This window comes from Amycolatopsis tolypomycina, from assembly GCF_900105945.1.
GTDB classification, from domain to species: domain Bacteria; phylum Actinomycetota; class Actinomycetes; order Mycobacteriales; family Pseudonocardiaceae; genus Amycolatopsis; species Amycolatopsis tolypomycina.
Genome location: NZ_FNSO01000004.1, coordinates 6,868,776 through 6,881,964, shown reverse-complemented (window position 1 = coordinate 6,881,964; position 13,189 = coordinate 6,868,776). Strand labels below are relative to the sequence as shown.

The window sequence follows — 13,189 nt, the reverse complement described above, 5'->3', positions numbered from 1 at the left end:
CGGTCAGCTGCGGGCCGGCCGGGTGCCGGTCCGCAGCCAGCCGAGCCAGCTCGCGAGTTCGTCCGGGGTGTCCGGGGCGGCGCCGTCGGCCGCCAGCAGGCGGTGTACCGCCCGGACGAGTTCTGGCTGGTGCAGCAGGACCGAGCCGGCCGGTCCGGTGGCGGACCGGGAAAGGGCGAGGCCGAGCCCCGTCCAGGCCGTCGGGCTGTCCGGATCGGCGGACAGCTCCGCCCGGTAGCCCTCGGCCGCCTGGGCGAACTGGCCGGACACATACGCGAAGTCGGCGGTGGTCGCGTCCGGCACGTCCTGCCGGTGCCGGACGAAGCCGGCCGGGTCGGCGAGTGCGAGCCGGGTCAGGTCCAGGCGGGCGTGGTGCCAGCGGCCGTCGGGTACCGGCGTCGGGTCGGCGTCGGGCAGGAAGCCGAGCGCCGGTCGCGGCCGCCCGGCCGACCACGCTTCGGCCAAGGTCCGGACGACCAGCGGGTCGGGCCGCAGGTGACGCAGCCGCCAGCCGGCGTAGTGGTCGAGCAGGGCCGCGCTCGCCGCGGTCGCTTGGGGCGTCGGCACGGGTTCACGCAGCCACGGCCGGAGCTGTTCGGCGATCCGGCGCAGGAACCGCCGTCCGTCGATGGTCAGCCAGGGATCGGCCCGGAGCACGTCCAAGACCTGCCAGACCGCTTGCCGCCAGTAGGCGAATTCGAACTCGGCAATTGGCCGGAACGGTTCGTCTTCGAGCCGGGCCAGTGCGCGCCAGAACGCCGTGACACCGAAAAAGGCATACACGCCCTGGAAAACACCGCCGATCGGCCGTGGGTCGTCACGCCATGCGGTGTAGAACCGCTCGGCCGGGTCGTCTCCGTGCAGCAGGCGCAGGTGCATCAACCCGCTCAGCCGGTTGTGCTGGAACTCGTGCACCAGTGACGCGGCGAGCGAGGCGGCATCGGCGGGCCGCGAAATGACGGCGCTGCCGAACGCCTCTCCGCTCGACGCGCTGGTGGTGCGGAACGGCTGCATCGGCCGTGGCACGAGGGAGCTGAACCCGACCGGGAACGCGTCGGCCGTGTCGGGCAGGCAGCGGACGATCAATCGCCAGGCGCCGTCGAGCAGGTGCGCCCAGCGGGTCAGTTCTTCCGCCGGAATGCGTTGGGGCAGCACGGGTTCGAAGGAACCGCGGTACGGGTCGAGGTCGTCGAGGCGCACGGAAAGCACGCGGTCACCGGACATCGCCGTCACCTCGCGCAGGCCCCACCAGCCCGGCCCTTCCGCGGCCGGATCTGCGGGCGCCCGGACGACCTGGCGGCCGTTGTCCAGCTCCAGCACGGCTCCTGCCCGGCGTACCTCCGCCACCATCCATTCGGTGTCGGCCCGGAACCGGGCCACCCCGAGACCGGGGAGCATCGCGGTGCCGGCCCAGACCGGGATGGTCGCGGTGAAGTCGAGGCCGGCGCGGATCGCCGCCGCGGCCGCCAGTGCCTGCAGGTGCCCGGTGTGCACCCACAGCGGGCAGACGCCGGTGATCTGCTTGCGCAGCAACCGGATCGTGTAGCCCGCCCATGTTCCGGTGTAGGGGTGACCGAGCAGGAGGTCGACGGCCTCGGGCGCGATGTTCTGCACGCGGGCCAGCAGGTCCCACGCTTCGTCCGGGTGCGGGAGCGGGCCGCGCGCCGCCGGGTCCTTCGCCACGAGGTCGGTGATCGCGCGCAGCAGGAGCAATCTCCGGCTGCGTTCCGCTTCGCGCAGCAGCCGCATTGCACCGATATCGCCGGTTCCGTTCGCGATCGCGTCGAAATCCGCTGTCCCGATCCGGTGCACCGGCAGTTCGGCCGGTGTCACGTGTTCCTGGCCCGCCGGCATGACGGCACTGCTAGTGGTGCCAGCTGCTGTCGCGCTTCTGGTCGCAGAACTGCGGAGCCGCCGATTGCTCGACCACACGGCGCAAGGCCCGTTGCAACTCCGGGTTGTCCATGGTGCGCAGCGCGGTGAGCGGCACCGCACTCAGATCGACCAGCGGTGCGCCCAGGTTCGCGTGTTCGAGAACTCTGTTCATGTCCCATCCCCACTCACGAACGGAAACGGCCGAGTCGCCAGATCCATGATGCCTGACCGGCGCCCCCGGCAGGAAGGGCGGAAGGTAGTGAACTGATCCGCGTTTCGGTTCAGGCGACACCGAGGGCCGTGTGCAGCAACGTCGTCAGCTCGGCTTCGAAGTTCGGCCGCGACGCCACCCGGCGCGTCCTCGCCAGGTCGTTCGCGATGGTCAGCGCCGCGTGGACCGTGATCTTTGCCTCCCGGGCCGGCAGCTCCGGCCGGACCGCTGACAGCAGCCTCACCCACTGGGCCACGTAATCCCGTTGTACCCGCAGCAGATCCGCCTTGTCGCGGTCCGGCATCGTCACCCGGTCCGCCGAGAACGACACCAGCAGTTCCGGCGTGTGCAGAATCGTGTGCACGTACGACGCCGCCAGGCGGCGCAACGCCGAACGTTCGTCGGGTGCTTGAAGTGCTCGCTCGGCCGCCAACGCCAGCCTGTCCGCCGCTCGGTGGCCGATGGCCACCATCAGGGCCGCCTTGCTGGGGAAGTGGCGGTAGACGCTGGGGCCGGCTATGCCCGCCGCCGCGCCGATTTCCTCCATGCTCACGTCGTGGAAGCCTCGGTGGGCGAACAGGGATGTTGCCTCCGCCAGGACCTGCTCGCGGCGGGATGGGGTGCCGAGGCTCAGTGCCGGGACCGACGGTGGTGAGGCCGGCGGTGGCAGTGTGGCGTTCAGCACACCGAGGGCCAGGTCGACGAGCAACGCAGCGAAGCGGCGGCGGGCAACCGACGTGTGGTGCACCGAAACACTGCCGAACACCGACAGCGCCGCCCAGCAGAGGAGCTCCGCGTCCTCCGCCGTCAGCTCCGGGCGCCGGGCCAGCAGGGCCTTCGACCACGCCGCCAGTGTCAGCAGTGACCTGCGGGCGATCTCGCGCTGGTCCTCCTTCGGCAGGTGGCGGCCTTCCCAGCGCCACAGCGCCGCGATCTCGCGGCGCTCGACCGCCTGGGTGGCGAGCAGGCCCAGCAGGTATTCCAGCTGGTCAGCGAGGGGAACCGAGTCCGACAGTGCCTCCGCCGTCGCCTCCTCCAGCTCCTCGAAACCCGTCAGGACCACGTACGCCAGGATCGCCTGCTTGTCCGCGAAGTGCCGGTACAGCGCGGGGCCGGTGACGCCCGCCGCGTCGGCGATGTCCTTGATGCCGACGCCGGGGAAGCCGCGGGCGCGGAACAGCTCCGCGGCCACCGCGGCCAGCTGGGCCTTGCGGTCGCGGGGGCGGAGGCTGCGTTCGGTCATGGTGAGTGAACGATAGCGGCTCATGGCACAGCTGCAACCCATTGACACCATGGGGTTATCCGGAGATATGTTAATGGCCATTAGCCCTACTGGCCGGTACAGTCGGTCACGGCACAACGACGTCCCACACGCTCGCGAGGAGTTGTTCAGTGAGTAGCGAGGCCTACATCTACGAGGCGATCCGCACGCCTCGCGGCAAGAACAAGGGCGGTGCCCTGCACGGCACCAAGCCGGTCGACCTGGTGGTCGGCCTGATCAACGAACTGAAGGTCCGCCACCCGAACCTCGACCCGCAGGCGATCGACGACATCGTGCTGGGCGTCGTCTCCCCGGTCGGCGAGCAGGGCGCCGTGATCGCGCGCACCGCCGCGCTGAACGCGGGCCTGCCCGAGACCGTCGCCGGCGTGCAGCTCAACCGCTTCTGCGCCTCCGGCCTCGAAGCCACCAACACCGCCGCGCAGAAGGTGCGCTCCGGCTGGGACCAGCTGGTCATCGCCGGCGGTGTCGAGTCGATGTCGCGCGTACCCATGGGCTCCGACGGCGGCGCGCTGTTCATGGACCCGGCCACCGCCTACGACAACTACATCGTCCCGCAGGGCACCGGCGCCGACCTGATCGCGACCATCGAGGGCTTCTCCCGCGAGGACGTCGACCGCTGGGCCGTCCGCTCGCAGGACCGTGCCGAGGCCGCCTGGTCCGGCGGGTACTTCGCCAAGTCCGTCGTGCCGGTCAAGGACATCAACGGCGTCACGATCCTCGACCACGACGAGCACCGCCGCCCCGGCTCCACCGTCGAGGGCCTCGGCAAGCTCAAGCCGGCCTTCGCGGGCATCGGCGAGCTGGGCGGCTTCGACGCCGTCGCGCTGCAGAAGTACCACTCGGTCGAGCGCATCAACCACGTCCACACCGGCGGCAACTCCTCCGGCATCGTCGACGGCGCCGCGCTGGTGCTGGTCGGCTCCGAGCAGGTCGGCAAGACCTTCGGGCTGACCCCGCGCGCCCGGATCGTGGCGACCGCGTCGATCGGCTCCGAGCCGACGATCATGCTCACCGGGCCGACCCCGGCCACCGAAAAGGTCCTGAAGACCGCGGGTCTCAAGCCCGAGGACATCGACCTGTGGGAGCTCAACGAGGCGTTCGCGTCCGTCGTGCTCAAGTGGATCAAGGACCTGCACCTCGACGAGGAGAAGGTCAACGTCAACGGCGGCGCGATCGCCATGGGTCACCCGCTCGGCGCCACCGGCGCGATGCTGGTCGGCACCGTGGTCGACGAGCTGGAACGCCGCCAGGCGCGCCGCGCCCTGGTGACCCTGTGCATCGGCGGCGGCATGGGCGTCGCGACCATCATCGAGCGGGTGTGAGGACTCCAATGGCCGAAAGCAAGACCATCCGCTGGGAACAGGACGAAGACGGCATCGTCACCCTGACCCTGGATGACCCGAACCAGTCGGCGAACACGATGAACGCCGACTTCCGCGAGTCGCTCGGTGTCACGGTCGACCGCCTGGAGGCCGAGAAGGACTCCATCACCGGCGTCGTCATCACGTCCGCCAAGAAGACGTTCTTCGCCGGCGGCGACCTCAACGACCTCATCCAGGCCAAGCCCGAGCACGCGGTCGAGCTGACCGAGGGCAGCACCCTGATGAAGGGGCAGATGCGCCGCATCGAGCAGCTCGGCAAGCCGGTCGTCGCGGCGATCAACGGCGCCGCGCTCGGCGGTGGCCTCGAAATCGCGCTGGCGACGCACCACCGCATCGCCGCCGACGTCAAGGGCAGCCAGATCGGCCTGCCCGAGGTGACGCTGGGCCTGCTGCCCGGCGGCGGTGGCGTCGTGCGCACCGTGCGCCTCCTCGGCATCCAGAGCGCGCTGCTGAACGTCCTGCTCCAGGGCCAGCGGCACCGCCCGGCCAAGGCCAAGGAACTCGGCCTGGTGCACGAGCTCGTCGGCACGGTCGAGGAGCTCGTCCCCGCCGCGAAGGCGTGGATCAAGGCGAACCCCGAAGGCGGCGTGCAGCCGTGGGACGTCAAGGGCTACAAGATCCCCGGCGGCACCCCGTCGAACCCGAGCTTCGCGGCCAACCTGCCGGCGTTCCCGGCGAACCTGCGCAAGCAGATCAAGGGCGCGAACATGCCGGCGCCGCGGGCGATCCTGGCCGCCGCGATCGAGGGCGCGCAGGTCGACTTCGACACCGCGATCACGATCGAGACGCGCTACTTCATCCACCTCGCCACCGGCCAGGTCTCGAAGAACATGACGAAGGCGTTCTTCTTCGACCTGCAGACCATCAACTCCGGCGGCTCGCGGCCGGACGGCTTCGAGAAGTACACCGCCAAGAAGGTGGGTGTGCTGGGCGCCGGGATGATGGGCGCGGCGATCGCGTACGTCTCGGCGAAGGCGGGCATCGACGTCGTCCTCAAGGACGTCTCGCAGGAGGCGGCCGAGAAGGGCAAGGGCTACGCGGAGAAGCTCGAGCAGAAGGCCCTTTCGCGCGGCAAGACCACGCAGGAGAAGTCGGACGCGCTGCTGGCCAAGATCAAGCCGACCGCCGACCCGGCCGACTTCGCGGGCGTCGACTTCGTCATCGAGGCCGTGTTCGAGAGCGTCGAGCTGAAGCACAAGGTGTTCGGCGAGATCGAGAGCATCGTCAACGCCGACGCGGTGCTGGGCTCCAACACCTCGACGCTGCCGATCACCACCCTCGCCGAGGGCGTGCAGCGCACCGAGGACTTCATCGGGATCCACTTCTTCTCGCCGGTCGACAAGATGCCGCTGGTCGAGATCATCTGCGGCGAGAAGACGTCGCCGGCCACGCTGGCCAAGGTCTTCGACTACACGCTGCAGATCAAGAAGACCCCGATCGTCGTCAACGACAGCCGCGGCTTCTTCACCTCGCGCGTGATCGGCACGTTCCTCAACGAGGCCGTCGCCGCGCTGGGCGAAGGTGTCGCGCCGGCGTCGATCGAGCAGGCCGGTTCGCAGGCGGGCTACCCGGCGCCGCCGCTGCAGCTGATGGACGAGCTGACGCTGACCCTGCCGCGCAAGATCCGCAAGGAGACCCGCGAGGCGATCGAGGCCGCGGGCGGCACGTGGAAGGCGCACGCGTCGGAGGCCGTGATCGACCGGATGGTCGAGGAGTTCGACCGCAAGGGCCGTTCGACGGGCGCGGGCTTCTACGACTACGACTCGGAAGGCAAGCGCACCGGCCTCTGGCCCGGCCTGCGCGACGCGTTCAAGTCGGGCTCGGCCGAGGTGCCGTTCGAGGATCTCAAGGAGCGGATGCTCTTCGCCGAGGCGCTCGAGACGGTCAAGTGCTTCGACGAGGGCGTGCTGACGTCGGTGGCCGACGCCAACATCGGCTCGATCTTCGGCATCGGCTTCCCGGCGTGGACCGGCGGCGTCATCCAGTACATCAACCAGTACGAGGGTGGCCTGCAGGGCTTCGTCGACCGGGCGCGTGAGCTCGCGGCCCGGTACGGCGACCACTTCGAGCCGCCGGCGTCGCTGGTGGAGAAGGCCGCCAAGGGCGAGATCTACGAATAAGGGCTGACGTTCGAGGGCCGCCACCGGACTCCGGTGGCGGCCCTCGGCGTGTCACGGCTCCAAGGCGAAGTGCGGCAACCGGCGGTCCAGCCACCCCGGCAGCCACCACGCGCGGGCGCCCAGCAGCCGCATGATCGCCGGGACGAGCAGGCAGCGGATCACCAGTGCGTCCAGCAGGACCGCGACCGCCAGGCCGAGGCCGAACTGGGCCAGCATCCGGGACGGGTCCAGCAGGAACGCGCCGAACACCAGCACCATGATCGCGCCCGCCGCGGTGATCACCGCGCCGGTCGAAGCCAGGCCTTCGCGCACCGCCAGGCGCGCGTCGCCCGTGCGGCGCCACTCCTCGTGCATGCGGGACACCAGGAACACCTCGTAGTCCATCGACAGCCCGAAGACGATCGCGAAGATCATCACCGGCACGAACGCCTCGATCGGGCCCGGCTGCGCGCCGAACCAGCCGTCGCCGAACACCAGCGTCATCACGCCGAGGGAGGCGCCGATGCTCAGCAGGTTCAGCAACGCGGCCTTGAGCGGGATCAGGATCGACCGGAACACCACCATGAGCAGCAACGCCGACAGCCCGACGACGACCAGCACGAACAGCGGCAGCCGGTTCGCCACGGCACCGGCGAAGTCCGTCGCCGCCGCGACCGAGCCGCCGACGAGGTAGTGGCCCGGCAGCGTCGGCAGCACCTCGGTCCGCAGCCGCGTCACCAGCTCGGCCGTGGCCTCGTCCTGGGGTGACGTCGTCGGGAACGCGAGCACCGTGCGACCCGCCGGCGGCAGGACCTGCGCGATGCCAGGGGTGGCCGCGAGCTTCCGCTGCAGCGCGTCGGTGTCGCCGTCCTCGGTGACGATCGCGAGCGGGCCGGTGAAGCCAGGGCCGAAGCCCTCGGCCAGCAGGTCGTACGCCTTCCGCGTGGTCGAGCCGGCCGGGTCCGTGCTCGCGTCGGCGAACCCGAGGCGCATGCCAGCGGCCGGAATGGACAGTCCGATGAGGACGATCAGGCCGATCGCCAGCGGCGCCACGGGACGTCGTTGGACGCCGTCGGCGAGCCGTCGCCACGCCTTGCCGTGGTCGCGTCGAGCGGCGTGCCGCCGGATGCCGCGCTCGAGCCGCTTGCCGAACAGCGACAGCAGCGCGGGCAGCAGCGTGACGGACGCGAGCATCGTCATCAGGACGGTGAGCGCGACGGACAACGCGACCCCGCGCAGCCCGCCGAGCCCGAGCGCGAGGAGGCCGAGCAGCGCGATGATCACGGTCGTCCCGGCGAACAGCACCGAACGGCCGGCGGTGTCGAGCGCGCGCCGGGCGGCCGCGTCGCGGTCGTGGCCGGCGAGGATTTCCGTGCGGTAGCGGGAGAAGATCAGCAGCGCGTAGTCGACGCCGACGCCGAACCCGACCAGCATCATCAGCGGCGCGGTGTAGCTGGCGATGTCGACGAAGTGCGAGACGACCGTGATCACGCCCAGTGTGCTGCCGACGGCGAACACCGCGGTGATCACCGGCAGCCCGGCCGCGAGCAGCGAGCGGAACAGGAACACGAGGATGACCAGCGCGGCGAGCAGGCCGGCGCCTTCCGCGGGACCGCCGCTTTCGGAGATCCGCTCGATCGGGTCGCCGGCGAGCGCGACCTCGACCGGGCCGGCCTGCTTCGCGGTGTCGGCGAACTTCACGATGTCGTCGTAGGGCAGATCGGTCGAAGCCGCGTCGAAGGTGACGGTGGCGTAGCCGATGCGCCCGTCCGGCGAGGGCGTCGGCTCGGTCACCGACCGCACGTGCGGCAGCGACCGGACGTCGTCGAGCATCGTGTCGATCGGCGCGCGGTTCGCGGCGAGCCCGCCGTCGGCCTTCAGCACGATCTGCGCGCTCGCGCCGGACTGCGCCGTCTTGTCGAGCAGGTCGACGACCTGCTGGGATTCCGTGCCGGGCAACGAGTTGTCGTCGTGGAACGCGCTGCCGGCCAGCTGCGAGGTGAACGTGACGCCGATGAGGAGCAGGGCCCAGAGCGCGACGGCGAGCCACCGGTGGCGCTGCGCCCAGCCGGCCAGCCGCGCCAGGCCGCCGCCGGTGGTTCGGGTGATGGTGTCCATGGGGGACAAGGATTCGCGAGACGGGCCCTACCGCGCGTCGCGCAGCGGAAGACACTTCGCGTGCTCCCAGCGGTGTCCCTTAAGGCCGGTCCCGTACACCCGGGGGAGTACGGGTCAGGGGGCCAGCCACCGCGGCGTCACCGCGCCGGACTCGTAGGCGAGGACGACGAGCTGCGCCCGGTCCCGCGTGCCGGTCTTCGTCATGATGCGGCTGACGTGCGTCTTCGCCGTCGCCGGGCTGAGCGTGAGCTCGCGCGCGATCTCGTCGTTCGACAGCCCGGCCGCGACCAGGGACAGCACCTCGCGTTCGCGGTCGGTGAGCCGGTCGAGCGCCGGGGACGGCGCCGGGCGGGTGCCGCGCGCGGCGAACTCCGCGATCAGCCGCCGGGTGATCGACGGCGCCAGCAGCGCGTCGCCGCGGGCGACCACGCGCACGGCGTGGATCAGCTCCTCGGGCTCGGTGTCCTTGACCAGGAACCCGCTCGCGCCCGCCCGCAGCGCGCCGTAGACGTCTTCGTCGAGGTCGAACGTCGTGAGGATGACGACCCTGGTGTGCACGCCGGGGTCTTCGAGGAGGTGCCGGGTGGCGGCGAGGCCGTCGAGCACCGGCATCCGGATGTCCATCAGCACGACGTCGGGGTGGTGGTCGTGCGCGGCCTGCAGCGCCTCGCGCCCGTCCGCGGCCTCGGCGACGACGGAGATGTCGTCCTCACCGTCCAAAATGGACCGGAAGCCGGCGCGGACGAGCCGCTGGTCGTCGACGAGCAGGACCCGGATCATCGGCCCATCATCGCACCGGCAGCCGGGCGCGCACGCGGTAACCGCCGCCTTCGCGGGGTGCCGCGGTCAGCTCGCCGCCGAGCGCCCGCGCGCGTTCGGCCATCCCGCGGATGCCGTTGCCGGCCGGCGCCGAGCCGCCGCGACCGTCGTCGTCGACCTGGACGGACAGCTCGTCGGCGCCGTAGCCGAGCCGGACGACGACGGTCTTCGCGCCGGCGTGCCTGGCGACGTTCGTCAGCGCCTCCTGCACCACCCGGAACGCGGCGTGCTCGACGTCCGGCGGCAGGTCACGGGCGACGCCGTCGATCTCGGTGCGCACGGTGAGCCCGGACGCGCCGACCGACTCGGCCAGCTCCGCGACCCGCTGGAGGCTCGGCCCGCCGGCCTGCCGGAGCACGCCGAGCGTCGTCCGCAACTCCTGGAGTGCGGTCTTGCTGGCGTCCTTGATGGCGCCGAGCGCCTCCTCGGCCTGCCCGGGGTCACGCCGGTGCAGCGCGGCGCCGGCCTGGACGTTGATGAGCGCGAGGTGGTGGCCGAGGACGTCGTGCAGTTCGCGGGCGATGCGCAGGCGTTCGCCGGTGGCGCGCGCCCGAGCTTCGGCCTCCTTGGTCCGCTCGGCTTCGGCGCGGTAGTGGGCGACGGCACCGCCGGCGACCAGGGCGACGAACCAGCCTGTCATCAGGAAGAAGGCGAAGTTGTCGACGTGCCGCCCGGACCGCGAGCTGATTTCGCCGGCGGTGACCCCAGCCATCGCGGCGACGACGAGCAGCGCGGCCCCGCGGATCCGCCCGGCCGCGGCGGCGGTGTAGAGCGCGTAGGCGAAGGCGAGCAGGACGAGGCCGTCGGGATCGGTGAGGGGGTAGTAGAGGGCGCAGCAGGCCAGGGTGAGCCCGGCGACGGCCAGGGGATGGCGGCGGCGGAAGAAGAGGGCGGCGCAGGCGAGACCGGTGAGAACCCAGCCGAGCACGGCGTGGTGCGGCGGCTCGGGACGGTCGCCGAGCACGGCGAACAGCGAGCCGGCGAGCACGGTCACGGTGACCGCGAGCTCCACCGCGAACCGGCGCAACCAGGACATGAAGAGGAGTCTAGGGACTCGGGGACACCGGTTTCCGGCTGTGACGAAACCGCCACTCGTACGGAAACCCGTCACCCCGTAGGTACAGTGCATGAAGTTGCATGATGCGTACTAAGTACACACTGGGGGTGTGGAGGTGTCCGGTTCCGGCCGCGCGGTCGTCGTGGTGCTCGCCTCGTGCGGGCTCGTCGCGTCGTTCATGCAGACGCTGGTCGTGCCGCTGATCCCGGTCTTCCCGCGACTGCTCAACGTCCCGGCGGCCGACGCGTCGTGGGTCGTCACCGTGACGCTGCTGGCCGCGTCCGTCATCACGCCGGTCAGCGGGCGGCTCGGCGACCTCTACGGCAAGCGGCGGATGATCCTCGTCAGCCTCGGGCTGCTCATCGCCGGCTCGGTCGTGTCCGCGACGACCAGCGCGCTCGCGTTCCAGATCCTCGGCCGCGGGCTGCAGGGCTGCGCGATGGGCGTGATCCCGCTCGGCATCAGCATCATGCGCGACGAGCTCCCGCCCGAACGCGTCGGCGGCGCGATCTCGCTGATGAGCGCGACGCTCGGGGTCGGCGGCGCCATCGGGCTGCCGGTCGCGGCGGTCGTCGCCGAGAACGCCGACTGGCACGTGCTCTTCTGGACCGCCGCCGGGCTCGGGCTGGCCTGCGCGCTGCTGATCCTCACCGTCGTGCCCGAATCGCCGCTGCGCACGCCCGCGCCGTTCGACTTCTTCGGGGCGTTCGGCCTGGCCGCCGGGTTGCTGTGCCTGCTGCTGCCGGTGGTCAAGGGCGGCACGTGGGGCTGGACCAGCGCGCCGACGCTCGGGCTGGCCGCGGCCGCCGTCGTCGTCCTGCTCGGCTGGGGCGCCTACCAGCTGCGGCGCCGCGATCCGCTGGTCGACCTGCGGGTCTCCGCGCGCCGCCCGGTGCTGTTCACCAACCTCGCGTCGATCATGGTCGGGTTCGCGCTGTACGCCATGGCGTTGTCGTTCCCGCAGCTGCTGCAGGCGCCGGCGTCGACCGGCTACGGGCTGGGCCAGACGATGGTCGAGTCCGGGCTCACGCTCGCCCCGAACGGCCTGGTGATGATGCTGCTTTCGCCGGTTTCGGCGCGGCTCATCGCCCGGTTCGGCCCGCGTCCGACGCTGATCAGCGGTGCGCTGGTGATCGCGGCCGGGTACGCGTTCGCGATCGTGCTGATGGACAACGCGGTCGAGCTGATCACGGCGTCGGTGATCATCGGTGCGGGTGTCGGCATCGCGTACGCGGCGATGCCGGCCCTGATCATGGGTTCGGTACCGGTGACCGAGACGGCGTCGGCGAACGGCCTGAACTCCCTGATGCGCTCGGTCGGGACGGCGATCTCGAGCGCGGTGATGGCGGCGATGCTGGCCCAGCTGACGATCACCGTCGGCGGGCTGCCGGTGCCGTCGCTGTTCGGCTTCCGCGCCACCTTCGCGGTGGCCGCGGGCGCCGCGCTGGCGGGCGCGCTGCTGGCGGCGCTGGTCCCTCGGAAGCGGACGGCGCCGACGCTGGTCGGCGTCTAGTTCTTGCGCGCCACCAGGGCGAGGCCGCCGCACTCCGCCGGGTCGGGCGGGACCTCCGCGGGGTCGTCCGGCCGCCACTCGGGGATGAACACGATGCCCGGGTCCACGATCTCGAAGCCGTCGACCAGGGCCCGCAGCTCGTCGGCCGAACGCGGCGTCACCGGATTGGCGCTCTTCCGGTACATCGCGACGGCGCGGGCCGTGTCGTCGCTCTGCTGCTCGTACGTGGCCGACGACAGCGCGAGGTAGCTGCCGGGCGCGAGCGCGTCGCGGTAGGCGGCGATCAGCCGGGCCGGGTCGCGCTCATCGGGGATGAAGTGCACGAACAGCGCCATCACCACCATCAGCGGCTGGTCCAGGTCCAGCATCATCTCGGTGGTGTCGTGGTCGAGGACGTCGTCGGGGAACTCGGCGTCGGCGTGGACCATCACCGCGTTCTCGTTGTCCTCCAGGACGATCTCGCTGTGCGCCACCGCGATCGGCTCGTTGTCGACGTAGACGACCCGGGCGGCCGGGTCGACCGCCTGCGCGACCTCGTGCACGTGGCCGACGGTCGGCATGCCGGAGCCGATGTCGAGGAACTGCCGGATGCCCTGGTCCAGCCCGAACCGGACGGCCCGCCGCAGCCACTGGCGGTTCAGCCGCGCCCGCTCGCGCGCGTTCGGCTGCGCGGCGAGCACCTGCTCGGCGAACATCCGGTCGACGGCGTAGTTGAGCTGCCCGCCGAGGATGTAGTCGTACACGCGTGCCGCGTTGGGCTTGTCGAGGTCGATGCCCCGCCGTGCGTGCTCGTCTTCGCTCATCCGCCGCTCCCCGGAGTCAGGTGTGCCGCG

The 13,189-nt window shown here is 71.3% G+C and carries 10 protein-coding genes; 3 read left to right on the top strand and 7 right to left on the bottom strand.

Going from position 1 to position 13,189, the window contains the following annotated elements; genetic code table 11:
- Nucleotides 1-3 precede the first annotated feature (3 nt).
- The 3 genes from BLW76_RS41230 to BLW76_RS41220 form a co-directional block, all read right to left on the bottom strand.
- On the bottom strand, nt 4-1,854 hold the full coding sequence (locus BLW76_RS41230) for an HEXXH motif domain-containing protein (protein WP_244170559.1): 1,851 nt from the start codon (nt 1,852-1,854) through the stop codon (nt 4-6).
- A gap of 10 nt (nt 1,855-1,864) precedes the next feature.
- Nucleotides 1,865-2,047 (bottom strand): FxSxx-COOH cyclophane-containing RiPP peptide, encoded by a 183-nt coding sequence (gene fxsA / locus BLW76_RS41225; RefSeq protein ID WP_091317560.1) that lies wholly within the window; start codon nt 2,045-2,047, stop codon nt 1,865-1,867.
- 109 nt (nt 2,048-2,156) lie between these two features.
- Nucleotides 2,157-3,329, bottom strand: coding sequence for a TetR/AcrR family transcriptional regulator (locus BLW76_RS41220; protein WP_244170558.1), 1,173 nt, complete (start codon nt 3,327-3,329; stop codon nt 2,157-2,159).
- Between the two features lie 149 nt (nt 3,330-3,478).
- Between BLW76_RS41220 and BLW76_RS41215 the strand changes: the two genes are divergently transcribed.
- Together BLW76_RS41215 and BLW76_RS41210 are read left to right on the top strand one after the other, a co-directional pair.
- A complete protein-coding gene (locus tag BLW76_RS41215; protein ID WP_091317556.1) occupies nt 3,479-4,690 on the top strand; it encodes an acetyl-CoA C-acetyltransferase in 1,212 nt (403 codons plus the stop codon).
- 8 nt (nt 4,691-4,698) lie between these two features.
- Complete coding sequence (locus tag BLW76_RS41210; RefSeq protein WP_091317554.1) at nt 4,699-6,870, top strand: 3-hydroxyacyl-CoA dehydrogenase NAD-binding domain-containing protein; 2,172 nt, start codon at nt 4,699-4,701, stop codon at nt 6,868-6,870.
- Nucleotides 6,871-6,921: 51 nt separating this feature from the next.
- Here the strand turns inward: BLW76_RS41210 and BLW76_RS41205 are convergent, their stop codons facing one another.
- From BLW76_RS41205 to BLW76_RS41195, 3 genes are all read right to left on the bottom strand, one after another.
- Nucleotides 6,922-8,967: an MMPL family transporter gene (locus BLW76_RS41205; protein ID WP_091317552.1), complete on the bottom strand. Its 2,046-nt coding sequence runs from the start codon at nt 8,965-8,967 to the stop codon at nt 6,922-6,924.
- Nucleotides 8,968-9,081: 114 nt separating this feature from the next.
- Entirely contained in the window at nt 9,082-9,747 is a 666-nt protein-coding gene (locus BLW76_RS41200) for a response regulator (protein WP_091317551.1), read from the bottom strand.
- 7 nt (nt 9,748-9,754) lie between these two features.
- The gene (locus tag BLW76_RS41195) at nt 9,755-10,822 is read right to left on the bottom strand and encodes a sensor histidine kinase (protein WP_091317549.1); all 1,068 of its coding nucleotides are present in this window, start codon (nt 10,820-10,822) and stop codon (nt 9,755-9,757) included.
- 130 nt (nt 10,823-10,952) lie between these two features.
- On the opposite strand from BLW76_RS41195, the gene BLW76_RS41190 reads away from it, so the two are divergent.
- Nucleotides 10,953-12,356: an MFS transporter gene (locus BLW76_RS41190; RefSeq protein ID WP_091317548.1), complete on the top strand. Its 1,404-nt coding sequence runs from the start codon at nt 10,953-10,955 to the stop codon at nt 12,354-12,356.
- Here the strand turns inward: BLW76_RS41190 and BLW76_RS41185 are convergent.
- Nucleotides 12,353-13,159, bottom strand: a complete 807-nt coding sequence (locus tag BLW76_RS41185; protein ID WP_091317547.1) for an SAM-dependent methyltransferase — start codon at nt 13,157-13,159, stop codon at nt 12,353-12,355. The two genes, BLW76_RS41190 and BLW76_RS41185, sit on opposite strands and share 4 nt — an antisense overlap.
- Nucleotides 13,160-13,189 lie beyond the last annotated feature (30 nt).

Bases quoted from the DNA above. Each gene is read 5' to 3' on its own strand.
- BLW76_RS41230 (WP_244170559.1), bottom strand. From the start codon at position 1,854: ATGCCGGCGGGCCAGGAACACGTGACACCGGCCGAACTGCCGGTGCAC.
- fxsA (WP_091317560.1), bottom strand. From the start codon at position 2,047: ATGAACAGAGTTCTCGAACACGCGAACCTGGGCGCACCGCTGGTCGAT.
- BLW76_RS41220 (WP_244170558.1), bottom strand. From the start codon at position 3,329: ATGACCGAACGCAGCCTCCGCCCCCGCGACCGCAAGGCCCAGCTGGCC.
- BLW76_RS41210 (WP_091317554.1), top strand. From the start codon at position 4,699: ATGGCCGAAAGCAAGACCATCCGCTGGGAACAGGACGAAGACGGCATC.
- BLW76_RS41205 (WP_091317552.1), bottom strand. From the start codon at position 8,967: ATGGACACCATCACCCGAACCACCGGCGGCGGCCTGGCGCGGCTGGCC.
- BLW76_RS41200 (WP_091317551.1), bottom strand. From the start codon at position 9,747: ATGATCCGGGTCCTGCTCGTCGACGACCAGCGGCTCGTCCGCGCCGGC.
- BLW76_RS41195 (WP_091317549.1), bottom strand. From the start codon at position 10,822: ATGTCCTGGTTGCGCCGGTTCGCGGTGGAGCTCGCGGTCACCGTGACC.
- BLW76_RS41185 (WP_091317547.1), bottom strand. From the start codon at position 13,159: ATGAGCGAAGACGAGCACGCACGGCGGGGCATCGACCTCGACAAGCCC.